Genomic DNA, 25,305 nt, shown 5'->3' with positions numbered 1-25,305 from the left:
TTTTTTAAAGCTAGTTGAGGTAGTGCAGACTAATTCATCCTGAAGCTGCGGCCCGGTGCGTTACGCAGTAATCGTCATCGCAGACTGACGTAAAACACGCTGCGAAACTTCGATGACTTCAGGCATGCTGCCTTTCGCCCTTCGGGCCAGCTTCGCTGTTCAAAAATATTCCCGATATTTTTGTCGGTCTCAACGTACAGATACAAAAAAGGCCGCTTACGCGACCTTTTCTAACGAGTTATAAATTAACTCAATTAACCCACGTTTTTACGTGCGTTACGGAACATGCGCATCCATGGGCTATCTTCTTTCCACTCATCTGGGTGCCAAGAGTTAGCTACTGCACGGAATACACGCTCTGGGTGTGGCATCATTACTGTTGCACGACCGTCCGTTGATGTAATACCTGTAATACCTTCTGGTGAACCATTCGGGTTGTTAGGGTATTGCGTTGTTGGCTTACCAAAGTTATCAACGTACTGAACTGCAACAGTGCCAGATTCAAGTGCTGCTTTCACTGCTGCGTCGTTTGCAAACTCAGCGTGACCTTCACCGTGAGATACTGCGATAGGCATACGAGAACCAGCCATACCTTGGAAGAATACTGACGGGCTTTCTTGTACTTCAACAAGACTGAAACGTGCTTCAAAACGCTCTGACTTGTTGGTTACAAAACGTGGCCAGTGCTCAGTACCTGGGATAAGCTCTTTCAGTGTTGAAAGCATCTGACAGCCGTTACACACACCTAAGCTGAACGTGTCTTGACGCTCAAAGAATGTTTGGAACTGATCGCGTGCCATGTCATTGAATAGGATTGATTTAGCCCAACCTTCACCAGCACCTAGTACGTCACCGTAAGAGAAACCACCACATGCTACAAGGCCTTTGAACTCTTCTAGCGTTAGGCGACCTTCAAGGATGTCACTCATGTGTACGTCTACTGCTGCAAAACCTGCACGGTTAAATGCTGCTGCCATTTCAACGTGTGAGTTAACACCTTGCTCACGTAGGATAGCCATCTTAGGCTTAGCTCCTGTTGCGATATAAGGTGCTGCTACATCTTCGTTTAGGTCGAAGCTTAGCTTAACGTTAAGACCAGGATCTTTTTCGTCAAATTTCGCATCAAATTCTTGCTTAGCGCACTCTGGGTTATCACGAAGTGCTTGCATCTTGTAAGTTGTCTCAGCCCAAATAGTACGTAGCTCAGTACGTGTATTTGCAAGTACTGCTTCGCCGCCACGGTTGAAGATAACTTTGTCTTCAGTGTTTAATGCACCGATAGTATGGCTGATTGCTGCAAGACCGTTATCCGCTAACACAGCTTCAACTGCTGCAAGGTCGTCGTTGCGAACCTGAATTACCGCACCTAGCTCTTCGTTATAAAGCGCTTCGATATCAGAGCCTGTAAGGCTATCAAGGTTTACAGTCACACCTGTACGACCTGCGAATGCCATTTCAGCTACTGTTGTGAATAAACCACCGTCTGAACGGTCGTGGTAAGCAAGTAACTTCTCGTCAGCTACAAGTGCTTGCATCGCTTCATAGAAGCCTTTTAATAGCTCTGGGCTATCAACGTCAGGCGTCTTATCACCAAGCTGCTTGTAAACCTGTGCAAGGCTTGATGCACCCATACGGTTTTGACCTGCACCTAAATCAACTAGGATTAGGCTTGAGTCACCTTTATCAGTGCGAAGCTGAGGTGTAACTGTTTTGCGAATGTCTTCTACACGACCAAATGCAGTGATTACTAGAGAAAGAGGTGCTGTAACCGCCTTGTCTTCACCGTCGTCTTGCCATGTTGTCTTCATCGACATTGAGTCTTTACCAACTGGAATCGTTAGGCCAAGTGCTGGACATAACTCTTCACCCACAGCTTTAACCGCTTCGTAAAGACCTGCGTCTTCACCAGGGTGACCTGCTGCTGCCATCCAGTTTGCAGATAGCTTGATGTTCTCAAGACCACCAATGTTTGCGCCAGCAATGTTAGTTAACGCTTCTGCTACTGCTAAACGTGCTGATGCACCATAGTTTAGAAGTGCTGCAGGTGTGCGCTCACCCATTGACATGGCTTCACCGTGGTATGTGTCAAACGCAGCTGCAGTTACAGCACAGTTTGCTACTGGTACCTGCCAAGGGCCAACCATTTGGTCACGTGCCACAAGACCTGTCACCGTACGGTCACCAATGGTGATGAGGAATGTTTTCTCAGCAATCGTTGGTAGACGAAGTAAACGCTTAGCCGCTTCTTCAACGTCGATGCTGTCAGTTTTTAGTGCTTCACCTTCAACTTGCTTTGACTCAACGTCACGGTGCATCTTAGGTGCTTTACCAAGTAGTACTTCAAGTGGAAGGTCTACTGGGTTGTTATCAAAATGGCTATCCGCAACGGTTAGGTGACGCTCTTCAGTTGCTTCACCAATTACAGCGTACTGTGCGCGCTCACGCTTACAAATTTCTTCAAAACGTGCAAAGTCTTCTGCCGCTACTGCAAGTACGTAACGTTCTTGTGATTCGTTACACCAAATTTCGTGCGGTGCCATGCCTGGCTCGTCGTTCGGGATGTTACGTAGTTGGAATTTACCACCACGGCCACCGTCGTCTACTAGCTCAGGGAATGCGTTTGAAAGACCGCCCGCACCTACATCATGGATAAACGCGATTGGGTTTTCGTCACCTAGCTGCCAACATTTGTCGATAACTTCCTGACAACGACGCTCCATCTCTGGATTTTCACGCTGTACAGATGCAAAGTCTAAGTCTTCGTTTGACTGACCAGATGCCATTGATGATGCAGCACCACCGCCAAGACCAATGTTCATCGCAGGGCCACCTAGTGCTACTAGCTTAGCACCTACTGGAATTTCACCTTTTTGAACATGCTCAGTACGGATGTTACCAAGACCACCTGCAAGCATGATTGGCTTGTGGTAACCACGTACCTCTTCACCGTTATGGCTGTTAACTTTTTCTTCGTAAGTACGGAAGTAACCAAGTAGGTTAGGACGACCAAATTCGTTGTTGAACGCCGCGCCACCTAGCGGGCCGTCAATCATGATGTCTAGTGCATCAACGATACGACCAGGCTTGCCGAAGTTAGTTTCCCACGGTTGTTCAAAACCAGGGATGCGAAGATTAGATACAGTAAAACCAACTAGGCCTGCTTTTGGCTTAGAACCACGACCTGTTGCACCTTCGTCACGAATTTCACCACCAGAACCGGTTGATGCGCCAGAGAAAGGCGCAATCGCAGTTGGGTGGTTGTGCGTTTCAACCTTCATCAAAATTTCAATGTTCTCTTGATTGTAGCTGTACTCGCCTTCTTTATTTGGGAAGAAACGACCCGCTTTAGAACCCTTCATTACTGCTGCGTTATCTTTATAAGCAGACAGTACGTTTTCTGGGTGCGTTTCGTAAGTATTCTTGATCATTTTGAACAGCGACTTAGGCTGTTCTACACCGTCGATTGTCCAATCGGCGTTGAAAATTTTGTGACGACAGTGCTCAGAGTTCGCCTGTGCGAACATGAATAACTCGATGTCGTTCGGGTTACGACCTAGTTTTGTGAAGTTTTCTACTAAGTAGTCAATTTCGTCGTCAGCTAGTGCAAAACCTTGCTCTACGTTTGCCGTCACAAGTGCTTCACGGCCACCGCCAAGAATGTCTACAGATGACATTGGGCGCGGCTCTTCAACGCGGAATAACTGACCTGCATCTTCAAGGCTGTTGTGCACAGACTCTGTCATACGGTCATGAACTAGCTTAGCAACGTCATTTAACTGCTCAGCGTTTAGGTCGCCTTCAACATAGTAAGCAATACCACGTTCAACACGGTGTACTTTGTCTAAACCACAGTTGTTAGCAATATCAGTTGCCTTTGATGCCCATGGAGAAATGGTACCAATGCGCGGCGTCACTAAAATGAGCGCACCTTCAGGCGTATGTTCAGTAATGGTCGGGCCATACTTTAATAGCTTATTTAGTTTGTCTAACTCAGACTCTGAAAGTTCTGCTGTTAAATCAGCAAAATGCATAAACTCAGCGTAAACACCAGTCACTGGTAAATTGGCGTCAGCGCAGGTTTTAAGGATCTTTTGAACTTTAAAATCAGAAAGTGCAGGTGCACCACGTAGGATCAACATAGGTATTTTCATCCGGGGTTAAGGATTGAACGAAGATTTATGGGCGCACATTATAGTGGAAAATGACATGAGATTTAAATAAAAATCAAAAAATAGACAAAAATAGGCAAATTCGATTTTCATGTATAGGACATTAGTCCTCGTGACGATCGGGACTTTATCTGTTATAACAAGCTTGTAGGGGTTAGTTATTTTAGGATTTGAGTGCTAAAACGCGTTGTAATTACACTGGTTATTTTTTTGCTGGCAGCATGCTCAGAGCCTGTCGCAGAAACACACCTCGGCCAAATTAAACAAAAAGATAAAGTTCGTATCGGCACGCTTGCCGGCGAAAGTACCTACTATATTAGTGCCAATGGTGAGCTAGGTTTTGAATATGAGCTCGCCAAAGCATTCGCAAACTTTATTGACGCAGAACTCGAAATCATTCCTTTTTTCTCAATTAAAGACATGCTTAACAAGCTAGAAAAAGGACAAATCGATATTCTCGCCTCAGGCCTTACCCTAAACAAATCGCGTTTAAATAAATACCGTTTTGCTCCGCAATATCGCTCAATCAGTCAAAAACTAGTTTATAAACAAGGGCGCAAAAGACCGCGTAATTTTTCACAGCTAGATGCCCCTGTTACCGTTATAGCCAAAAGCGCTCATGCCGCCAGTTTATTAAAAGCAAAAGCCAATTTTGAAAACTTACAATGGGTTGAAACCGAAGAGTTTGATGAAGCCGAATTATTACAAGGCATTATTGATGGCAAATTCGATTACACCATTGCTGACTCGCACACTTTGGCGCTGTTTCGCCGCTATCACCCAGAACTTAGTATTGCATTTTCGGTGACCCGTGAAGAACCCGTCGCTTGGATGCTACAGCAAAATGATGACGACAGTTTATATGCAATGGCGATTGAGTTTTTTGGTTATGCACGCTCAACAGGCCTATTACAAAACCTAGAAGAAAAATATTTTGGCCACGTTCGTCAGTTTAACTACATCAATACCCTCGCTTATATAGAAGCAGTTCGTGATGTATTACCTAAATACCGAGATTGGTTTAAGCAATATTCACGCAGCCTTGATTGGCGCTTACTGGCAGCAGTCAGTTATCAAGAATCGATGTGGGACCCACGTGCCAAATCGCCCACTGGCGTACGCGGTATTATGATGTTGACATTGCCCACAGCTAAATCGGTGGGTGTTAAAAACCGCCTTGAACCAGAACAAAATATTCGTGGTGGCGGCATCTATTTAGAAAAATTGATTAATCGCGTGCCCGAACGTATAAAAGAACCAGACCGCACTTGGCTTGCGCTTGCGGCTTACAATGTGGGCTTTGGTCATATGGAAGATGCTCGCGTGCTAACTGAAAAAGCAGGTGGCGATGCCGACAAATGGGCAGATGTGAAAAAACATTTACCGTTACTGATTAAAAAGCGCTACTATCGCCAAACAAGATACGGGTTTGCCCGTGGCGATGTCGCCGTTAAATATGTCGATAATATTCGCCGCTATTACGACACGCTCGTTTGGCTTGATGAAAACCAAGATGAGTAACACAATAGTTGAATTCACCACTGTGAATGTCATATAAGTGTCATAATTTATTAATAAACTTATCGAGAGATAAGGGCTTTAGCCAATCCCCCTTCTCCACTCTCACCTTTTTAAGGAGAACCTATGCTAAGAACGCGTAGAAAATTCAAAGTAAAACGCAGTACGGTTAACACTTGTGCTATTCGTCGCCGCATTGCAAGACGCAACACCCATCGTAAAGTGCTTGAGCGTCGCAGAGCATTTAATTTATTGGTGGAAGCTGAAGCGAGCTAGCTTTCACCTTTTGCCGCTTTTTTAGCGGCTTTTATTTCTGCGCGACGTTTTTTAAAAAATGCCGACAGCTTTTCACTGCACACCTCAGCTAAAACCCCGCTGGTTACATCTATTTGATGATTGAGCTTTTCGTGACGGGTTAAGTCCATAATACTGCCCGCTGAACCTGTTTTTTCATCATGTGCGCCAAATACCAAACGCTTTATACGGCTATGCACCAATAACCCTGCACACATAGAGCAAGGTTCAAGTGTGACGTATAACGTACAATCGAGCATACGGTAATTTTCAATGTGCTTGCCAGCTTGGCGAATTGCCATCATCTCAGCATGGGCCGATGGATCATGCTGTGTAATTGATAAATTATATCCCTCAGCAATAATCTGATTGTCTTTTACAACAATGGCACCAACTGGTATTTCTCCATGTTGCTCGGCAATATCAGCACGTTTAAGCGCCTCAATCATCCAATATTCATCGCTAAATTCAGGGTACATACTTACTCAGGTTGATTTATAAACACCTTAAATATTTTACCAAGTTAAAAAGATTCATGCATTGTTATCTCTTTTTCTTAGAATTTTTTAAAATAAAGGGCTAATGTCATAGTTATTCAATTATTTTTTAGGCTATAATCCGCCGCCATTTTGCACGACGCCAAAGCAATGTAGAAACAAGATGAAATTTCCTGGACGACGCAGACAAAAACACTACTTTCCAGTGGAAGATAAAGATCCGTTAACGAACGTGATCACACAAGACAGCAAGCTTGCACGTAATTACATAGTGGGTATTGACCAAATTGTGGTTGATATAGAAGCCAAAGTTGATCAAGCCTTTCTCAATGAGTTTGGCCTGCACCGCGGTATGTCGCAAGTAATGGATGATGACACCACCAACGCTCTCTATGCACGCTTAAAAGATCATGACATGATCGACTACGAATTTGCAGGCGGCACTATTGGTAACACCATGCACAATTACTCAGTGTTATCAGATGACCGCTCGGTATTGCTTGGTGTAATGTGCGAAAATATCAAAATTGGTAGTTATGCCTATCGTTTCGTTAGTAAAACCTCAACCCGCGTAGATTTAGAACATCTACAACCGGTCGATGGCCCAATTGGCCGTTGTTTTACCCTTATTGATGAAAGTGGCGAACGTACTTTCGCTATCAGTCCAGGCTTAATGAACCGCCTACGTCCTGAATCCATTTCCCAAGAGCTTATTGCTAACTCGTCTGCTTTAGTTATTTCGGCCTATTTAATGCGTACCACAGGTGAAGACACCATGACCGAAGCGGCGTTAAAAGCCGTTGAATACGCAAACGCAGCAAATGTACCTGTTGTACTGAGCTTAGGCACCAAATTCTTAATTGAGCAAGACCCAGAGTGGTGGCAAAACTTCGTTAACGACCACGTTGACATATTAGCCATGAACGAAGAGGAAGGCCTTGCTATTACCGGCTTTGAAGACCCGCTATTAGCCGCCGATAAAGCGCTCGATTGGGTTGATATGGTAATTTGTACTGCTGGCGCTCAAGGCATGTTCTTAGCTAGTTATATTGATGACTGTTGGAAGCGCCCAACAGAACACCAATTAATGCCAGGCAGTATTCCTGATTTTAATAAGTTTGAATTTTCACGCGCAATGCGTCGTAAAGACTGTAAAAATCCAGTAAAAATTTACACTCACACTGCACCTTACATGGGCGGGCCTGACAGCATTAAAAATACCAATGGCGCAGGTGATGGCGCACTGGCAGCAGTACTTCACGATATTAGCGCTAATGTATATCACCAGTTAAATGTTCCTACCTCAAGTAAGCATAAAATCAATGCGCTTACCTATTCGTCGCTTTCACAAATCAGTAAATATGCTAACCGTGTAAGTTATGAAGTATTAGTGCAACATTCGCCACGTTTAACGCGCGGCTTGCCTGAACGAGAAGACAGTTTGCAACAAGCTTACTGGGAACAATAATCCCGCCTAATATAAAAAGCCCGCTACAATATGCGGGCTTTTTGTTACCAAGTTAAACTCAGTACTTTTGGAGATTGGGAACTGGTTTTTAGTATAAGTTTACTATCTTAACCTTAGCTTAACTCTGTCAACTCCTACATTTTTAAATAAGCAAACCTGCCAACTGGCATAAAAAAGCCCGCTAAAGTTAGCGGGCAAAGCTTGTATAAAAACAACAAGGGAAATAAAGTCCAAGGGAGATTGGAACTTAAGCTTACTTTAGCCTTTTTAAACTTAACCTTTGCTTAATTCATACTAATTAAATTAATTTTCTGAAAAGTTATTGCTAAAAAATAAAACATTTAACCTAACTTCTGCGCTTAATACCTGTTTACTCAAATAACGCATTATTTAAGTCGGCTAAAGCTGCTTATATACTTAAGCGAAATAGCTATTACTGGCTTTATTGAGCAAGTGCACTTTCCAAGCTTTTGCCATCACCATCTACCGGTGAAAGTATTTTTAAGCCAAGTACTTTCGCAATTGTTGGGTAAACATCTAGATTAGGAAACTCAGCAATCGACGTATTTTGTTTAAACGCAGGTCCTTTTGCTATAAATAATGCCCCCATTTCTTGAGTGTAGGCATAACCATGTGTGCCTAAATAATCTGATTCACCTTCAAATGAGAACGTTTTTGGTGCAGTGGTTTCAATAATAATATCTGCATCTCGAGCACCAAACTTAATCCCGCGACTTGCTAGTGTGTTTTTATCAAGTACGCTATAACGCCCTTTCGCTTGCTCTGCTAGGCGTTTTTTAGCCTCTAAAGTAGCGATTTGAGATTCTGGCTTTTTATAAAACTGCACACGGGTATACGAGTTTTTAATAACAAAATCATTTTCAGACAAGCCCAACGAATTAATTTCAATGGTCTGTTTCGGATCAACTTGCGACATACCGTGATCGGATACTAAAACTAAATTAATATTAAGATCTTTTAGCTCAGCTAAGCGCGCATCCAACTGGGCAATTAACGCATCCATTTTTTGTACGGCATCGAACGTTTGCTGTGCATTAGGTCCAAAATCATGACCCATTGAATCGACCACTGAAAAATAGGCGGCAATAAAACGTGGGCGCTGTGCCTTTGGCAAGCTAAGCCAGTCTACAATTTGGTCTACGCGGCGCTGATAATCGCTATGTTGCGAGTAGTGATAAAAGTAACTTGGTGTACGACCATTAAAGCGCGCGTCTGATTCTGGCCAGAAGTAAGTGGCTGCTTTAACACCTTGCATTTCAGCAAGATTCCAAAGTGGCGTTCCGTTTAGCCAGGTACTGTCGTTACGTCCTTTGCCCATGCTGTAGCATTCTTTACGATTTCTATCACAAAACTTATTATCAATTATGCCGTGATTAGCGGGCTGTAAGCCGGTAATAATTGAAATATGATTAGGAAATGTTTTCGTTGGGTAAACTGGAATCATGCGCTCTGCGCGAACGCCTGCTTTAGCGATTTTTGCTAAATTCTTTGCTTGGTGCTTTTCAATATAATCCCAGCGAAAACCATCAAGGGAAATCAAAATAACGGTTTGTTCTTTGGCAAACACTGGCGTGCTTAAAGCACTTAAAACAACGAGAAGTAAAACAGCTATTTTTTTCATTTGCTTTGCTTGTGTAGTAATTTACACCATCTAAACTTGTTGAATTACAAAAGTCTAGGCTATTTGTCCTCAGCCATATTTATTTAACGTAAGCTCGAGTTATTTATCAAAAATTGATCTTAAATAGCTAACACAACGTAATGTGGGCAATTTTCCAAAAAGATTTGATACAATCTTTTTAATTTAGCAAATTAAGTAAGGGTCACCGTGTCTCGATTCACTGCCGTCACTGAAGAACCGCATAAACGATTTCATAAAAAAACAGCCGTTTTACTCACTAACTTAGGCAGCCCAGATGCACCCACCGCAAAGGCCCTAAGAACCTATTTGGCAGAATTTTTATCTGATCCGCGCATCGTTGAAATTCCGCGCGTGCTTTGGAAAATTATTCTGCACGGCATTATTTTACGTATTCGCCCAAAACGTTCGGCAAAACTTTACGCCGGTATTTGGACTGAACACGGTTCACCATTATTGGTTTACAGTAAAAAACAGCAAGCGAAGCTAGCTGCCTTACTTAAAGACAAAGGCCTAGATCACGCCGAAGTATTCTTAGCGATGCGCTACGGTAACCCATCAATCAAATCAGTGCTCGACGAGATTCGTGAAAAAGGCTATCAAAAAATTGTCGTCTTGCCTTTATATCCTCAGTACAGCGGTTCAACTACTGGCTCAACTTACGATGCCATTAGTCGTGAGCTTGTTAACTGGCGTTGGGTACCTGAACTACACTTTATCAATGGTTATCAAGACAACCCGCATTATATTGATGCCCTTGCCGCAAGTATCAAAGAAGATTTAGACAAACATGGTATGCCTGAAAAATTGGTACTTAGCTACCATGGCACACCTAAGTTTTTCCTAGAAAAAGGCGATCCTTATTATTGTTTTTGCCAAATGACCACCCGTTTAGTGGTAGAAAAGTTAGGACTTAACAAAGACGACGTAATCACCACCTTCCAAAGTCGTTTTGGTAAAGCGGAATGGTTAAAACCTTACACCGATGAAACACTCGAAAAATTAGCGAAAGAAGATGGCATTAAGAACATTGCCATTGCCAGCCCTGCTTTTAGCTCAGACTGCTTGGAAACATTGGAAGAATTAGAAGAAGAAAATCGTGAAATTTTTGAACATGCTGGCGGCGAGCACTACCGTTATATTCCAGCATTAAATGACCGCGATGATCATATTGCTGCCTTTTATGAAATCATAAAACAGCATTTATAATTTTCCGCAGTATAAACAACAAAAAACCCAGCACTAGCTGGGTTTTTCATTACCTAAATTATTGTTAGCAATATAAGCTCGATTAGAACTTGTATTCCATACCAATCGCTAGGTAATCGTTATCTGTAGTTTCGTCTTTCTCTTGCTTAGTGTAGAAAGCGAATAGCTTAGCGTTTTTGTTAAGCTTGTAATCAACACCAACAGACGTCGCTACTTTGTCATCAACATCTGCATCAAACTCAAGCACTTGATATTGTGCTTTTAATGTGTAGTCGTTAATTTTGTATGCTGCATTAACTAAGAAACCATCTGCTGACTCAGAGCCGTCGATTTTTTCTTGTGTTTGGTACATTGCACCTAGCTTAACACCCGCTACTTTACCGTGAATTGAACCACGAACAACGTCATAACCTTTCACTTCGCTATCTACCGCAACAGATGCGTAAATCGCAGATTTTTTAAGGCCTTTATCACCATAGGTAACTGCTGCTGAGTAACCATTGTCAGCGTCAGCTGAATCTTCAGCAATTACAGAGCCAATAACTTGGAAACCGTTAAACTTAGGTGTTTTATAAGTGATTGAATCACCCATACGGTTTTCACCTTTGAATACGTTTTTGATATCGCCTTCAAGGTCGTTGAATAGGTCTAGTTTACCTTGTGATTGCTTTAATGCTGTGTCGTTACGACCGATTAATACTTCACCAAAACCGCCTTGTAAACCAACGTATTGGTTACGTGACTTAAGATGGTCATCACTGCTGTTTGAAGCATCTGACATATCAACTTGCCATTCAAGCTTATAAACAACTTTTAAGCCTGATTCTTCACTAAGTGTCTCACTGCCTTTTACACCAAAACGAGACGCGTTGCTTTTAATTTCAGTAAAAGAGCCTTCGCCTTCATCGCTATTTTGTACTGTAACATTCGCTTTACCGTAAACGTTTACATCAGCCATTGCAGGTGCTGAAAGTGCAGCTAGTAAAGATAAAGCAAGGGGAGCCTTAACATTTTTCATGTGAAAACCTCTAAATGAGTGAAATATATTTGTAATCAATTTGAACGAGGCGCAGTGTGTCATCAATACGTGACAGAAATATTACACTTGAAACTTTTTTTTCATTTTTCTGTATTCAAATTGTCACTTACCAATAAATACAACATCTGAACGAGAATAATCATATTAAGAAAAGTGACATTTAGCTGTCATATTTATGTATAGGAACAATAAATTAGCAAAATATCTTCACAGAGTTTGTTTATGCCACTAAACTAAAAATTATAATTTAAACAACTATAACGAAGTACAGTGCTGCCTAAACTATTGTTAATTGAAGACAATCCCTCAATTTCTAAAATACAACGTCATGTTGCACTTAGAATTGGCTATCAAGTCGATATTGCCGATAGCTTGGCATCCGCGATTGATTTAATTGAAGTAAATGATTACTTCTGTGCTGTTGTGGATTATGTGCTACCCGACGCATCAAATGGTGAAGCCATTCCATTAACGATTGGCGCATCAATCCCGACGATAGTAATGACTGGAAAATTAGACGACAAAACCCGTGATACTGTTATGCAGTACCCAGTTGTTGATTACATCACCAAAGAGAGCCGCCAAGCGTATACCTACCTAGAAACACAGCTTAAACGCTTGCCACGTAACGAAAATGTGCGTGTGCTTATTGTTGATGACTCAAGAAACACGCGCAAACTAATTAAAAGCTATTTGCTAAGACACAAATATTTAATTGCCGAAGCCGTTGATGGTGTATCAGCACTCGAACAGCTTGAGCAATTTGACGATATCAAAGTCATTATTACTGACAACGAAATGCCAAATATGAATGGCGTTACCTTAACCAGTAAAATTCGCGAAAAATTCAATTCTGAAGATAAAGTAATTATTGGTATTTCAGGTACCGATGATAATCGCGTATCGGCTAATTTTCTTAAAAATGGTGCCGACGATTACCTGCGCAAACCTTTTTACCCAGAAGAATTTTATTGCCGCGTAAGCCAAAACTTGGATATGCAAGAAAACATTGCCACTATTCGTCGTCAGGCTAATTCGGATTATTTAACAGGCCTGCCAAATCGTCGATACTTCTTTGAGCAAGCAAATAGCCTACTGAAAAGACAAAAATTTGCTCACCAAGTAGCAATGCTCGACATCGACCATTTTAAAGCAGTAAACGATAACTATGGCCACGATGCTGGCGATGTCGTGCTAAAAGAAGTATCACGTTTATTTGATACCATGTTTGGCAAAGATCATTTAGTTGCTCGCCTAGGTGGTGAAGAGTTTGCCGTGTTGTTTAAAGATGAAAATCACGAAGACAATCAAGCACTACTTGAGCAATTTAGAGAAACCGTAAGCCAGCTGCAAATTGATTGTGCCAGTAAAACACTCTGTGTAACCATTTCGATTGGGGTTACCGTAAAAGATACACAGAGCACAGACGAAGTGTTAAAGCTTGCTGATTTGTGCCTGTATCAAGCAAAAGAGCAAGGCAGAAACCGCGTTATTGTGGGTTAACCGCTACGCGCTTTGCGTTACGGTAAGAGTCAAAACTAAATAACGCAAGTGCAGACCAAATAAAACCAAACGTTACCATGCGGTCAGCACTAAAGGTTTCACCATAAAACAGCACCGCCAAAATAAACATTAAACTTGGTCCAATGTACTGGAAAAAACCGAGAGTTGAGTACTGAATACGACGCGCAGCCGCTGTAAAACACAGTAGCGGCAGCGTAGTCACAATACCTGCACAAATTAACAATAAATTAAGCGATACGCTATTACTGGTTAAATCACTGGTTGGTGTATCTAAACCCCACCAATAAATTAGCGCTACCGGCAACATAAATAACGATTCAATCAACAAACCTGGCAAGGTATCTACCGGTAGTTTCTTACGAATTAACCCATAAAGCGCAAACGAGCTTGCTAAGCTAAACGCAATAATCGGAAACGAACCAAAGCTTATAAGCTGAATTACCACACCCGTTACTGCCAGTACAACCGCAACTAGTTGTAATTTTCTTAGTCGCTCAGATAAAAACAGCACACCCAGCAACACATTTAACAACGGATTGATGTAGTAACCTAAGCTGGCATCCAACATATGGTTGTTATTTACCGACCAAATAAACAACCCCCAGTTAAAACCAAGTAACGCGGCGCTCAGCAATAACCAGCCTGCTGTTTTAACATTAAACAACGCACTTTTAACCAAACGCCATTTTTTAACTACCGTAAGAATCACTAATAAGAATAAAACTGACCACACCACACGGTGTAGTAATATTTCCATCGCGGCAACATGATCTATTGCCTTAAAATAAATTGGGGCGAGCCCCCACATTAAAAATGCAGCGATGGCAAAAATAACGCCTTGCTTTTGACTTTGCATATCAATCACTCAACAACTCAGGGAGCGCCAGTTTAGGGATCTGCTCAATTTAAGTAAAGACAGCGCGATAAAAAGACTTTAGAATTAGCGCTCGCTAAAATTGCATGCTTTGTAAGTCAATGCAGATAACATAATGCCAATCGAATACACCTTAATGTAATGGAAAATCAACAAGCGACCCAACCAGTAATGCAGCAACAAACGCCTCACAGCGTATTAAGTTCAGTATTTGGCTATAAGCAATTTCGTGCTGGGCAAGAGCAAGTCATTGATGCCGTGCTTGCAGGTCAAGATTGTTTGGTTTTGATGCCAACAGGGGGCGGTAAATCATTATGCTACCAAGTACCTGCATTACTGTTACCCGGTATTACCATTGTGGTGTCGCCGCTTATTTCCCTGATGCAAGATCAAGTCGCACAGCTAAAAGCACAAGGTGTTGCAGCGGCATACATTAACAACAGCCAATCGCGCGAAGAGCAGCAATTAATTTACCAAGGCCTGCACCAAGGCCAAATTAAAATTTTATATGTAGCACCTGAGCGACTGCTTACTGACGATTTTAGTACCCGCTTACAGCATTTAAATATTGGTTTATTTGCCATAGATGAAGCGCACTGCGTTTCTCACTGGGGCCATGATTTTAGACCTCATTACTATCGCTTAGGGCAACTTAAACAACGCTTTAGCCATATTCCTATTATGGCACTCACTGCAACGGCAGATATTGCCACACGTAACGATATAGTGATGCAACTGGGTCTTACTAACGCCCATATTTATACGGGCAGTTTTGACCGCCCCAATATTCGTTACACCATTGAAGAAAAATTCAAACCGCTTAGTCAGTTAATGCGTTTTTTAAAAGAGCAAAAAGGACAAAGCGGTATTATTTATTGCTCAAGCCGAAAGCGCGTTGACGACATAGCTGAAAAGCTGGTTGATGCAGGCTATAACGCAGCCTCTTACCATGCCGGGCTTGAAAATGAACAGCGTTCATTTGTGCAAAATGCATTTGCGCGCGACGATATTCATATCGTCGTGGCGACCGTTGCCTTTGGCATGGGAATTAATAAACCGAATGTGCGTTTTGTTATTCATTACGATATTCCTAAAAACATCGAGTCGTACTATCAAGAAACCGGTCGCGGGGGCCGTGATGGCCTCTCAGCCGAAGCCATTATGTATTTTGACCCTGCCGATGTACCCCGCGTAAAACGCTTTTTTGATGATATTCCAGACGAGCAACGCCGTAAGGTAGAAGAGCAGCGCTTTAACGCCATGGCCAGTTTTGCTGAAGCACAAACCTGTCGCCGCCAAATACTGCTTAACTATTTTTCTGAGTATCAAGGCAAGCCTTGCGGAAACTGTGATATTTGCTTAAACCCGCCAAAACAATTTGATGGAACTGAACTGGCTCAAAAAGCATTAAGCTGCGTTTATCGCGTCGAGCAAAAGTTTGGTATGGGTTATGTGATTGAAGTATTACGCGGCGCCAATACCATTCGTATTCGCGAAAACCAACACGACCAACTTTCAACGTTTGGCCTTGGCAAAGACAAATCGGTTGAATATTGGCTGAGTATTTTGCGTCAGCTTATTCACCACGGATTATTGCATCAAGATATCACGCAATCATCTAGCTTACGCTTAACCGAAGCAGCTCGCCCAGTATTAAAAGGTGATTTTGCCCTGCAACTAGCCGAACCGCGACTTGAAGTGAAACACGTTTACAAAGACAAACTTGCACGCTTTAACTACGATAAAAAGCTATTCGCCAAACTTCGCGGCTTACGTAAAGAGCTGGCTGACGCGGAAGATGTACCACCTTATGTGGTATTCAGTGATGCTACGCTTGCTGAAATGGCGCAAAAGATGCCAACCAGCGATGCCGAATTCCTGAAAGTATCAGGTGTTGGATTTACCAAACTCAATAAATATGGCGCCTACTTTATGAATGCCATTCGTATGCATTTAACCAGCTAATTATTGGAACATATAATGACTAGCAAAGCCCTTTTCTCAGACCATATTTTAATTACCCCTGTTGAACTGCCAGATGATGAAGAGTTTGAGCTGTGGGCAAGTATTTATCTTCACAATGATGCAATTTCATCGTTAGAGTTTGAACAAGGTGCCGACCGCCACTTAATGCGCTTCAAATTTAAAAACACCTCATTTAATTTAAACTTTGAACACTATAGTCAAAGCATTTGGATTAATAGCGACAGCCAACAAGACCTCGATTTATTACCTGAGCTCTATTCATCGCTTTAGTTTTGACATTACTTTTCACCATGCTAGCGTGAGGTAAAACAAAACAATAAGAACAATAGCCATGTTTAAAAAATCATTACTCACGCTCGCCCTATTCGCTGTTCCAAACTGCTTTGCAGCACAAACTCTCATTCACGCAGGCGAACTACTAGTTCACGCCGATAAAAAACCGCTTTCAAAGCAAACTATTATTATTGAAGACGACAAAATCGTCAGTATTCAAGCCGGTTTTCAACAAGCCAGTAATGAGCAAACACTGATCGACTTATCTGACAGCTTTGTAATGCCAGGCTTAATGGATATGCACGTACATTTGCAATTTGAGTTAGGACCAAACAACGATGCAGAAATTGCCAAAGTATCACCCGAACTAGTCGGCATGCGCAGTGCCCATTACGCCAAAAAAACCTTAGAAGCCGGTTTTACTACAGTGCGCGATCTTGGTTCCGATCCACAATATATGTATGCCCTGCGTGATGCCATAAACAAAGGCTGGCTTGAAGGGCCGCGTATTATTGCTGCAGGTGGCGTTGCGATTACAGGTGGTCACCTTGATAGCAGTGGCGTGCACCATGAAATGCTGGACAAATTTGCTAAAAAAACTACCTGCGATGGCCCTTATGATTGTCGCCGAGCGACGCGTCACGCCATAAAATATGGTGCCGATTGGATTAAAGTTGCCGCTACAGGCGGCGTGTTAACAGACCGTGCAACCGGTACAGGCCAACAAATGGAAGACGATGAACTTAATCAAGTGGTTAAGGCTGCAAGCACCATGGGCAGAAAAGTAGCTGCGCACGCTCACCAAGAAGATGGCATTATTGCCGCTCTTGAATCTGGTGTTGCGAGTGTCGAGCACGGCTCATACGCAGGCAAAAAAGCCTATAAACTGTTCAAGAAAACCGGCGCGTATTTGGTGCCTACTTTGCTTGCTGGTGAAACCGTTGTTGAAATGGCCAATAACTCAAACTTTATGAGTGATGCGATAAAAGCCAAAGCGATCCGTGTTGGCAACGATATGAAAGGTAATTTCTTTAATGCCTATAAAGCCGGTGTAAATATTGCTTACGGCACCGACAGTGGGGTATCAAAACATGGTACCAACGCGCGTGAAGCTGTACTGATGGTTGAGGCCGGAATGCCAGCAAAACAAGTGCTCAAATCGGCCACCATAAACAGCGCAAAGTTACTTGGTTTGGAAAATCAGCTAGGCACTATCGAAAGCGGTAAATTTGCCGACATTATCGCCACTCAAGCCTCGCCATTACAGGATATACAGCAGTTAATGGACGTCACTTTCGTGATGCGTTCAGGCCAAGTAGTTAAGTAATAAATTATTATATTTTAATTAGTTATAAGCAGCCATTGGCTGCTTTTTATTTGCTTTAATTTCTGCAAGACTAAAATTAATGGTATAGAATTAAAATAAACCCAAGTAAAAAGGAGCGTTATGTCAGTATTAAAATTTAGCCGTTTTAGCGCACTTTTTTGCCTTGTTTTCGTGCCATTTTATGGCTATTGCGCAGCGCAAGCAGACGCCACTTCTAAGTCGGACATTTTTTCGTTAAGCCAATGCCAATGGCTTGCTGATCAGCCAAAAGATCGTAAAAGTAACTTTGATATTGAAAGCATTGATAACTCCAAACTACCCGATGCCCCCAATGCGATTATTAGTGATATTCGACTCGTTCGACATAATATTTTTGATACTAACAACCCTAAAGAAGATAACTTTTTATTTCGTGGTTTAAATACACTTAATATCGTCACCAAAGAACACGTTATTTTGCAGCAATTGCTGTTTCAACAAGGTGATAAATACGACCAACAACTGCTACGCGAATCAGAGCGTATTTTGCGTGATGCACGCTATTTATACGATGCTAAAATTGAAGCTGAACGTGATTGTGATGACAATATTGTGGTTACTATCACCACCAAAGAGTTGTGGACCCTAACTCCAGAAATAAGCTATAGCCGCAGCGGCGGCGAGGATAAAACGCAACTTGGTTTTCGCGATACAAACTTGCTTGGTTTAGGTAAACGCGTTTCGCTTTCCTGGCGTAGCGATGCCGACCGCACTGGTTATACTTTTATCTATGATGACCCAAATATATGGGGCAGCCGCTATCGTAGCCGTTTTGAATTTAGCGACAATGACGATGGTGAACGCGTCTATTTAGACTTTAAACTCCCCTTTTATTCACTCGCATCACAGCAAAGTTATGGTGCTGTTACCTTAGATGATACAAAAGAGTTGCCACTTTATTATCGCGGTGATGTGGTATCGGAATTCAAACAAGAGAATCAAATTAACCAAGTATTCTATGGCCAAGGCAGTAAGCTGGGCAGCTGGACTAACCGTTGGCTTGTAGGCTGGCAACAAGAAGATTTTAAGTTTGAACAAATCGCTGAAACCACTTTACCGTTAGCCAAAGATCGTTCACTTAATTACCCTTGGCTTGGCTATCAGCTAATTGAAGATAGATACATTACCTTGAGTAACTTCGACTCAATTGGCCGCACCGAAGATTTAAATTTAGGTTGGAATGTATTTGCCCGACTTGGCTATTCAGATGAAAGCCTTGCTGATGACGATAGCCGTGTTGTGCTTGAAGCCAGCGCCGCAAAAGCGTTTCATTTAAATGATAGTATGCTGTGGCGCTTGTACACAGGGGTACATGGCTATTGGAACACAGAGCAACAAAAAAGCGAAAACTTACACGCTTACTTAGATACTAATTTTCTCTACAATAGCAGCAGCTATCGCGCATGGTTTGCTAATCTTTCACTGCGCTATGGTGGCAACTTAACAGCCGATCAACAACTGACTCTAGGCGGTGATACAGGCCTTAGAGGTTACCCGCTTCATTACCAAATGGGCGACCGCTCTGTGTTGCTCAATCTTGAAAAGCGCTATTACTGGGAGTATCACTTACTGCAACTGTTTAAAGTAGGTGGGGCTGTGTTTTTTGATGTAGGCCGCGCTTGGTTCCCCGATAAAAACAACGGCGAAAATGGCCAATTTTTAAAAGACGCTGGCATTGGCTTACGTCTTGCGCCAAGCCGTGCAACTGCAAAAACCGTCATTCATATCGACCTTGCCTTCCCGCTCGATAAAGACGACGAAATAGATACAGTACAATGGGTAATTAAAGTTAAAAATCGTTTTTAATCTAACCGCTTTTTAAAACGCAGTGACGCAATGATCAAACCAACTAACGTAAAACCCATTAACCAAAGGGCATCATAGGTCATATCACTCACTTCCACATCGCGCAGTACAATCGCCCGCATAGCTCTAATGTAATGGGTTGCAGGTAAGCCTTCGGCAATATACTGCGCTACTTCCGGCATGCCTTCATACGGGAACATAAAGCCTGAGAGTAAAATCGACGGTAACAACACAAATACCGTTAACTGCATGGCTTGTAGTTGCGATTTTGCAATGGTTGAAATGATTAATCCTAATACCAAGCTAGCTGAAATAAACAACAAGGTCATCAGCGCAAGCTGTAATAGCGACCCCACCACTTTGACATCAAATACTAAATAACCCAGCGATAAAATAATGGTTACTTGCAGTGCGCCAATAAAAATAAATGGAATAATCTTCGCAAGCATCAATTCAAACGAGCTGATTGGTGTATTAATTAGCATTTCTAAATTGCCCCGCTCTCGCTCGCGAACAATTGCCGCCGAGGTAAACATCACCATGGTCATAGTCAAAATTACGCCAACTAACCCTGGCACAATATTTACGACACTGCGCTGGGCAGGATTGTAATATGGCGTTACCGCAAAGGTGGTGACTTGCCGATTAACAGGCTGTTTCATTAATTCACCGAGCGGCATATTGGCAAGCCCTTTAATTGCCCCTGTGATCATAGTGTCGGAGCCATCCACCAGCCATTGTCCAATCGGTCTAACCAGCTGGTAATTACTTGAATTTGGCGTTGCGCTGCCTAGTGCTTGATGGCGAGAAAGACGCTCAGCAACGTCGCGCGGAATAACTAAAACAGCCCTTACTTTCGCTTGCGCCATGGCTTTTTCCGCCAAAGTAACACTGGGATATTTAGCAACCACTTTAACTGTTTGACTGGCTTCAACCGTTTGTGTGAGTACGCGACCAAGCGCCGAATTACTTTGATCTACCACCGCAATGGGAATATCACGAATTTGCGTATTAATCGCAAAGCCAAATAATAACAACTGCACTAAGGGGATCATCACCACCATGGCAAAGGTGGTTTTGTCGCGCTTGAGCTGAAGCAGTTCTTTTTTAACAATCGAAAAAATGCGAGATAGGTTCATATCGTTTGCTCCCGATTGCGCTCACCCGTTACGCTAACAAACACATCTTCAAGGTTCGGACGCACCGCTTTAGCGGCAACTACATCGTCAAATTGCAAAAGCCATGTTTCAGCATCATTAACTGAATTATCAACAAGCACCCTAAGCCTTGCGCCTAGTTGAGTCGCAGAATGAATATGCTGATGTGATTCTAAGCTGCGTTTAGTGCTGCGCGAATTGTTCACCTCTACTTCAACAACTTGGCAATTTAGATTCGCCATTAACTGTTCTGGGGAATCATCGGCACGTTTAATGCCTTTTTCTAAAATTGCCAATTTATGGCAGCGCTCAGCTTCATCCATATAATGGGTTGAGACCAAAATACTCGTGCCCAACTCACTTAAATCAAATAACTTCTCCCAAAAATCGCGGCGGTTTTCAGGGTCTACAGCAGAGGTTGGTTCATCTAAAAAAAGTAACTCAGGTTTATGAATGGTGGCACCCGCTAAGGCTAAGCGCTGTTTTTGCCCGCCACTCATGCTACCGGCAAGTTGATTTGCTCTTGCTGCTAAATCATAAATTGCTAACAACTCATCAATACGACTGCGTTTGTACTGGCCTTTTAAACTGTAAGCATCCGCTAAAAACGCAAGGTTTTCTGCTACCGTTAAATCATCATAAAGTGAGAATTTTTGCGTCATATAGCCAATTTTATAACGCAGTAAGTTAGCTTGTTTTGGCAGTGATAAACCAAGTACTGATACATCGCCACTAGAGGGCATTAAAAGCCCGGTTAGCATACGAATGGCCGTGGTTTTACCGCAACCATTGGGCCCTAAAAAGCCATAAACTTCACCTTTATTTATGGTTAAATCAAGCTGATTAACAGCGATTACTTCACCAAACTGCTTGGTTAATCCATTAGCATTTATAACCGCGTCACTCATGGCAACGTTGCCTCAACTGGCAAACCAGAGGGTAAATCTTTGTATTTTGCTGGTAATTGGACTTCAGCAAGATACATTAAACGGGTACGGTCATACTGATTTAAACCATAATACGGGGTAAAAGCAGCTTCATGAGAAAGCCAACGCACTGTGCCATTTATTTGCTCTGATTGCTCGGCAATAGTCAGCGCTAGGCTGTCGCCCACTTTTAATTTTGCCCGCGCTTGTTGTGGCAAATAAATTCGCGCGAAAGGTGCTTCGCCAGCAAGCACAATCGCAACAGGGCTACCTAAGGTAACACGCTCTCCCAAGTTCCAAGGTAAGTTATCCAAAAGGCCATCACGGGTTGCGCTGATATTAAGTTCACTTAGTAATTTTTCTTCTGCGCTAAGTAACGCTTGCTGGGCCTTAACATTTGCTGCGGCGACTTGTAAATCTTCTACTCGCGTGCCGTTAGTAAGTTCGGTTAGTTGCTGCTTTGCCGCTTCAACATTAGCGGTAGCTGCGTCTAAATTGGCTTTTGCACTGTCTAGGCTGATTTTAGGTGCGAGATCTTTTGCCACAATTTCAACCGCACGGTGGTAGTTCTGCTGCGCCTCTACTAAGTTAGCCTTATTAGCAGCAAGCGTGGCTTGCGCTCTTGCCACCTCTTCTTCGCGGGCACCGTTTTTAAGTTTAATAAAATGTGCATTCGCAGACTCTAAATCGGCTTTCACTTTAGCAACACGGGCTAATTGCTTAGTATTATCTAATTGCGCTAGCACATCCCCTTGTTTAACCATACTGCCACGTTCTACTGGCAACGCAATTAATACCTCATTGACTGTTGCCGAATGGGTTATGCGATCTCTCTCTAACGTGCCAAGGGCAACACTCTGCTCATCACTGCACCCAGCTAATAAAATAAACACGAAAATACTAAGCCACGCTTTCATCTGCCTGAACTCCCTATCAAAAATAAAGGCGAGTCTTTAAGCTAACAAAAAAGCGTGAAAAATAAACTATTTAAATTGTGAAAGGCATGTTTTTAATGAGCAAACGTGGCTTACATCAAGTTTGCTCGATATAGAATGGAGAGTTGATATTTAACTCAGATTAATTAACAGGCTTGACCGCACGCCCAGCCGGAGCTCCACGCATACTGGAAATTATAGCCCCCGAGCCAACCGGTGACTTCAGTCACTTCACCAATAAAGTAAAGCCCTTTAACTTTATTCGCTTCAAATGTTTTAGAGCTTAATTCAGCGCTATTTACACCGCCTAAAGTAACTTCAGCGGTTCTATAACCCTCTGTTCCATTGGGTTTTATTTTCCAGTTATGAATAAAATCAGATAACTGCTCAATTTCAGTGTGAGATAACTGATTAATCGCTTTATCTGGAATATCACCACCAGTTACTAAAATTTCAATAAAACGCTTTGGTAACAAATTTCCAAGCACATTTTTAAGCGATTTTTGACCATTTGATTGACGTTGTGTATGAATTTCACCCGCAAGGTCTAGCTCAGGTAGCAGGTTAATTGATACCGCCTGACCCGCACGCCAAAATGATGAAATTTGCAGTATTGCCGGCCCTGATAAGCCACGGTGGGTAAATAAAATATTTTCTTTAAACTGTGTGCCATCTTCGGCTGTTACGATACTCGGTACACTAATACCCGATAAGGCTTCAAAACGCGTCTTATCGTGTTGATGCAGCGTAAAAGGTACTAAAGCTGCCATTGTTGGCAATACATCTAAGTCAAACTGCTCTGCAATTTTATAACCGATTGGTGTAGCGCCTAGTTTTGGCATAGTTAAACCACCAGAAGCCACCACCAGCGATTCACAACTATAGCTTGCTTCACTGGTTGTTACGGTAAAACCACTTTCGGTTTTTTCCACGCTCAGTACTTCTTGGCGAAGTTGGATTGTCACCCCAGCCCATTCGCATTCGGTTAATAAAATATCGACAATATCTTGCGCTGAGTTATCGCAAAATAGCTGACCGAGTGTTTTGTGGTGGTAGGCAAGACCATGACGATCAACCAGTTCAATAAAGTCATGTTGGGTATAACGGCTTAAACACGATTTAACAAAGTGCGGATTTGTGCAAAGATAATTTTCTGGTGAGGCATTTTCGTTGGTAAAATTACAACGGCCGCCGCCACTAATCAGGATTTTACGGCCCGGTTTTTTACCCATATCAATCACAGTGACAGAGCGTCCACGGTAACCTGCTTGTGCGGCGCACATTAAACCAGCGGCACCAGCCCCTATAACCAATACATCAACCTGAACCATTTTTATTACCCGCTTCGCTATTTTGGCCGCGCATTATAAACAAAAAAAGCCGCATCTGCGGCTTTTTGAATCAATAAAGTGATTATTTTACTTTAGATAAATAATCAGCAATTGCTTCTAACTCTTCATCGGTAACATTGGCAACCATTGCCTTCATCGCAGAAGCCATGCCATTGTTGCGCTTGCCTGATTTAATGTCTTTCATTTGAGCTAAAGAGTACTCTTTGTTTTGACCTGCAAGTTTAGGGTAAAGTGGCATAATTGGCGCTTTACCTTCAGCCCCATGACACGTTTGGCACATTTTAGCTGTATAAAGTGCTGCACCATCCGCTGCGATTACATTGCCTGACGCCATGCCCACAAGTGTTAAAGCCGCTACACTGAGCGTTTTTGAAAGTTTATTCATATTATAATTCCATCTCGACGGTAAATAATTCTCAATTGCAATATACTGTTGAATCAACAAGTTAAACTCGCACTAACCTATTGTAGACCACTTTCATACTGTTTTGTAAAGATAAAACCGTATAAAAAACAAACAAGCATGCAAGATTGAGTCGCTAAGCGAAGGTTACCTTGCGTTTGATCAAATTTATTTACTTAACCACAAACAAAAATGCCTCAATAAATGAGGCATTTTTTTCACAGTGGATTACCACATGATGTCGTCTGGTATTTCAAAGTCTGCGTAAGGATCATCTTCATCTTTTTGATCTTTTTCCGGCTCTGCATGCAGCACAATATACTTTTCGTCTACCTCTGCAATTTTGCGTGCAGGTTCATCAGGTAGTACATAGAACTTGCCCTCTAAATAGCAAATAGCCAACAAACCTTTAACTAGTTGTTTGTGAGTAATCTCATTAACTTCAAGTTCTTTGATTTTGCTTTCAAAGGTAAAATTAAAGGTAACATCACCACTAATTTCGTCTTGGTTATGATGCTCTAGAATTTGTTTAACGCGAGCTACCTGCTCTTTTTCTTTTAGTTCGGCCTGCTTCTGCGCATTTACTTCAGCTGCTTTTTTAGCTTGCTCAGCTTTAGTTTGCTCAATATGCTTTTGCAAATCGGTTGGGTTACTGGTTGCGCCTTTTTTCTTCTTCTTTTTGTTTTGTTTACGCTTTTCTGACTTAGCAACCTTCATATTATGCTCAGTAGTAAGGCCTGCTTTTAGCAACTGATCTTGTAATGAACCCATGATTAATTCTCTTATAAAAGTATTAGCGTTATTTTATAACAGCCATTCACCAGATGTGAAGCCAGCATAACTTAAATC

The 25,305-nt window shown here is 42.3% G+C and carries 20 protein-coding genes; 9 read left to right on the top strand and 11 right to left on the bottom strand.

Annotated elements, in window-relative coordinates; all coding sequences use genetic code 11:
- Positions 1–254 precede the first annotated feature (254 nt).
- Positions 255–4,139, bottom strand: coding sequence for a phosphoribosylformylglycinamidine synthase (gene purL / locus AC2IOM_RS06575; RefSeq protein ID WP_486359471.1), 3,885 nt, complete (start codon positions 4,137–4,139; stop codon positions 255–257).
- A 204-nt stretch (positions 4,140–4,343) separates the two neighbouring features.
- Here purL and mltF point away from each other — a divergent pair, with 204 nt between their 5' ends.
- On the top strand, positions 4,344–5,690 hold the full coding sequence (gene mltF / locus AC2IOM_RS06570; protein ID WP_010562079.1) for a membrane-bound lytic murein transglycosylase MltF: 1,347 nt from the start codon (positions 4,344–4,346) through the stop codon (positions 5,688–5,690).
- A 123-nt stretch (positions 5,691–5,813) separates the two neighbouring features.
- Positions 5,814–5,963 (top strand): hypothetical protein, encoded by a 150-nt coding sequence (locus tag AC2IOM_RS06565; RefSeq protein WP_157813511.1) that lies wholly within the window; start codon positions 5,814–5,816, stop codon positions 5,961–5,963.
- Here the strand turns inward: AC2IOM_RS06565 and tadA are convergent.
- Positions 5,960–6,460 (bottom strand): tRNA adenosine(34) deaminase TadA, encoded by a 501-nt coding sequence (tadA, locus tag AC2IOM_RS06560; RefSeq protein WP_010562080.1) that lies wholly within the window; start codon positions 6,458–6,460, stop codon positions 5,960–5,962. The genes AC2IOM_RS06565 and tadA overlap by 4 nt on opposite strands.
- A 181-nt stretch (positions 6,461–6,641) precedes the next feature.
- Between tadA and AC2IOM_RS06555 the strand changes: the two genes are divergently transcribed.
- Positions 6,642–7,946 (top strand): inosine/guanosine kinase, encoded by a 1,305-nt coding sequence (locus AC2IOM_RS06555; RefSeq protein WP_010562081.1) that lies wholly within the window; start codon positions 6,642–6,644, stop codon positions 7,944–7,946.
- A gap of 442 nt (positions 7,947–8,388) precedes the next feature.
- On the opposite strand, the gene AC2IOM_RS06550 is transcribed toward AC2IOM_RS06555, so the two are convergent.
- Complete coding sequence (locus tag AC2IOM_RS06550; RefSeq protein ID WP_486359470.1) at positions 8,389–9,588, bottom strand: alkaline phosphatase family protein; 1,200 nt, start codon at positions 9,586–9,588, stop codon at positions 8,389–8,391.
- A gap of 207 nt (positions 9,589–9,795) precedes the next feature.
- Here AC2IOM_RS06550 and hemH point away from each other — a divergent pair, with 207 nt between their 5' ends.
- The gene (hemH, locus tag AC2IOM_RS06545; RefSeq protein WP_486359469.1) at positions 9,796–10,815 is read left to right on the top strand and encodes a ferrochelatase; all 1,020 of its coding nucleotides are present in this window, start codon (positions 9,796–9,798) and stop codon (positions 10,813–10,815) included.
- A gap of 82 nt (positions 10,816–10,897) precedes the next feature.
- Here the strand turns inward: hemH and AC2IOM_RS06540 are convergent, their stop codons facing one another.
- Positions 10,898–11,833, bottom strand: a complete 936-nt coding sequence (locus AC2IOM_RS06540; RefSeq protein ID WP_100914157.1) for a porin — start codon at positions 11,831–11,833, stop codon at positions 10,898–10,900.
- Between the two features lie 291 nt (positions 11,834–12,124).
- Between AC2IOM_RS06540 and AC2IOM_RS06535 the strand changes: the two genes are divergently transcribed.
- The gene (locus AC2IOM_RS06535) at positions 12,125–13,357 is read left to right on the top strand and encodes a GGDEF domain-containing response regulator (RefSeq protein WP_486359468.1); all 1,233 of its coding nucleotides are present in this window, start codon (positions 12,125–12,127) and stop codon (positions 13,355–13,357) included.
- Here AC2IOM_RS06535 and rarD read toward each other — a convergent pair.
- A complete protein-coding gene (gene rarD / locus AC2IOM_RS06530; RefSeq protein ID WP_486359467.1) occupies positions 13,344–14,234 on the bottom strand; it encodes an EamA family transporter RarD in 891 nt (296 codons plus the stop codon). The genes AC2IOM_RS06535 and rarD overlap by 14 nt on opposite strands.
- Before the next feature lie 159 nt (positions 14,235–14,393).
- On the opposite strand from rarD, the gene recQ reads away from it, so the two are divergent.
- From recQ to AC2IOM_RS06510, 4 genes are all read left to right on the top strand, one after another.
- Entirely contained in the window at positions 14,394–16,217 is a 1,824-nt protein-coding gene (gene recQ, locus AC2IOM_RS06525) for a DNA helicase RecQ (protein WP_486359466.1), read from the top strand.
- A gap of 15 nt (positions 16,218–16,232) precedes the next feature.
- Entirely contained in the window at positions 16,233–16,508 is a 276-nt protein-coding gene (locus AC2IOM_RS06520) for a DUF3630 family protein (protein ID WP_486359465.1), read from the top strand.
- 61 nt (positions 16,509–16,569) lie between these two features.
- Positions 16,570–17,838, top strand: coding sequence for a metal-dependent hydrolase family protein (locus AC2IOM_RS06515; RefSeq protein ID WP_486359464.1), 1,269 nt, complete (start codon positions 16,570–16,572; stop codon positions 17,836–17,838).
- Between the two features lie 120 nt (positions 17,839–17,958).
- Complete coding sequence (locus tag AC2IOM_RS06510; protein ID WP_138629860.1) at positions 17,959–19,683, top strand: BamA/TamA family outer membrane protein; 1,725 nt, start codon at positions 17,959–17,961, stop codon at positions 19,681–19,683.
- On the opposite strand, the gene AC2IOM_RS06505 is transcribed toward AC2IOM_RS06510, so the two are convergent.
- The 6 genes from AC2IOM_RS06505 to AC2IOM_RS06480 all read right to left on the bottom strand — a co-directional run bounded on the left by AC2IOM_RS06505 (position 19,680) and on the right by AC2IOM_RS06480 (position 25,227).
- Positions 19,680–20,822: an ABC transporter permease gene (locus AC2IOM_RS06505; RefSeq protein WP_486359463.1), complete on the bottom strand. Its 1,143-nt coding sequence runs from the start codon at positions 20,820–20,822 to the stop codon at positions 19,680–19,682. The two genes, AC2IOM_RS06510 and AC2IOM_RS06505, sit on opposite strands and share 4 nt — an antisense overlap.
- On the bottom strand, positions 20,819–21,748 hold the full coding sequence (locus AC2IOM_RS06500; protein ID WP_486359462.1) for an ABC transporter ATP-binding protein: 930 nt from the start codon (positions 21,746–21,748) through the stop codon (positions 20,819–20,821). Before AC2IOM_RS06500 ends, AC2IOM_RS06505 begins: the two co-directional genes overlap by 4 nt.
- A complete protein-coding gene (locus tag AC2IOM_RS06495) occupies positions 21,745–22,683 on the bottom strand; it encodes an HlyD family secretion protein (protein WP_486359461.1) in 939 nt (312 codons plus the stop codon). Before AC2IOM_RS06495 ends, AC2IOM_RS06500 begins: the two co-directional genes overlap by 4 nt.
- Before the next feature lie 164 nt (positions 22,684–22,847).
- Positions 22,848–24,032 (bottom strand): BaiN/RdsA family NAD(P)/FAD-dependent oxidoreductase, encoded by a 1,185-nt coding sequence (locus AC2IOM_RS06490; RefSeq protein WP_486359460.1) that lies wholly within the window; start codon positions 24,030–24,032, stop codon positions 22,848–22,850.
- An 82-nt stretch (positions 24,033–24,114) separates the two neighbouring features.
- Entirely contained in the window at positions 24,115–24,387 is a 273-nt protein-coding gene (locus tag AC2IOM_RS06485; RefSeq protein ID WP_486359551.1) for a c-type cytochrome, read from the bottom strand.
- 297 nt (positions 24,388–24,684) lie between these two features.
- Entirely contained in the window at positions 24,685–25,227 is a 543-nt protein-coding gene (locus AC2IOM_RS06480) for a DUF2058 domain-containing protein (RefSeq protein ID WP_010562096.1), read from the bottom strand.
- Positions 25,228–25,305: the final 78 nt, after the last annotated feature.

It is taken from the genome of Pseudoalteromonas sp. NS-SX12, from assembly GCF_057367955.1.
The sequence above is the reverse complement of the archived record's forward strand: the minus strand, read 5'-3'. Positions and strand labels throughout refer to the sequence as shown.

Excerpts from the sequence above, each read along its gene's own strand:
- purL (WP_486359471.1), bottom strand. The coding sequence starts at position 4,139 with ATGTTGATCCTACGTGGTGCACCTGCACTTTCTGATTTTAAAGTTCAA.
- AC2IOM_RS06565 (WP_157813511.1), top strand. The coding sequence starts at position 5,814 with ATGCTAAGAACGCGTAGAAAATTCAAAGTAAAACGCAGTACGGTTAAC.
- tadA (WP_010562080.1), bottom strand. The coding sequence starts at position 6,460 with ATGTACCCTGAATTTAGCGATGAATATTGGATGATTGAGGCGCTTAAA.
- AC2IOM_RS06555 (WP_010562081.1), top strand. The coding sequence starts at position 6,642 with ATGAAATTTCCTGGACGACGCAGACAAAAACACTACTTTCCAGTGGAA.
- AC2IOM_RS06550 (WP_486359470.1), bottom strand. The coding sequence starts at position 9,588 with ATGAAAAAAATAGCTGTTTTACTTCTCGTTGTTTTAAGTGCTTTAAGC.
- AC2IOM_RS06540 (WP_100914157.1), bottom strand. The coding sequence starts at position 11,833 with ATGAAAAATGTTAAGGCTCCCCTTGCTTTATCTTTACTAGCTGCACTT.
- rarD (WP_486359467.1), bottom strand. The coding sequence starts at position 14,234 with ATGCAAAGTCAAAAGCAAGGCGTTATTTTTGCCATCGCTGCATTTTTA.
- recQ (WP_486359466.1), top strand. The coding sequence starts at position 14,394 with ATGGAAAATCAACAAGCGACCCAACCAGTAATGCAGCAACAAACGCCT.
- AC2IOM_RS06520 (WP_486359465.1), top strand. The coding sequence starts at position 16,233 with ATGACTAGCAAAGCCCTTTTCTCAGACCATATTTTAATTACCCCTGTT.
- AC2IOM_RS06515 (WP_486359464.1), top strand. The coding sequence starts at position 16,570 with ATGTTTAAAAAATCATTACTCACGCTCGCCCTATTCGCTGTTCCAAAC.
- AC2IOM_RS06510 (WP_138629860.1), top strand. The coding sequence starts at position 17,959 with ATGTCAGTATTAAAATTTAGCCGTTTTAGCGCACTTTTTTGCCTTGTT.
- AC2IOM_RS06505 (WP_486359463.1), bottom strand. The coding sequence starts at position 20,822 with ATGAACCTATCTCGCATTTTTTCGATTGTTAAAAAAGAACTGCTTCAG.
- AC2IOM_RS06500 (WP_486359462.1), bottom strand. The coding sequence starts at position 21,748 with ATGAGTGACGCGGTTATAAATGCTAATGGATTAACCAAGCAGTTTGGT.
- AC2IOM_RS06495 (WP_486359461.1), bottom strand. The coding sequence starts at position 22,683 with ATGAAAGCGTGGCTTAGTATTTTCGTGTTTATTTTATTAGCTGGGTGC.
- AC2IOM_RS06490 (WP_486359460.1), bottom strand. The coding sequence starts at position 24,032 with ATGGTTCAGGTTGATGTATTGGTTATAGGGGCTGGTGCCGCTGGTTTA.
- AC2IOM_RS06485 (WP_486359551.1), bottom strand. The coding sequence starts at position 24,387 with ATGGCGTCAGGCAATGTAATCGCAGCGGATGGTGCAGCACTTTATACA.
- AC2IOM_RS06480 (WP_010562096.1), bottom strand. The coding sequence starts at position 25,227 with ATGGGTTCATTACAAGATCAGTTGCTAAAAGCAGGCCTTACTACTGAG.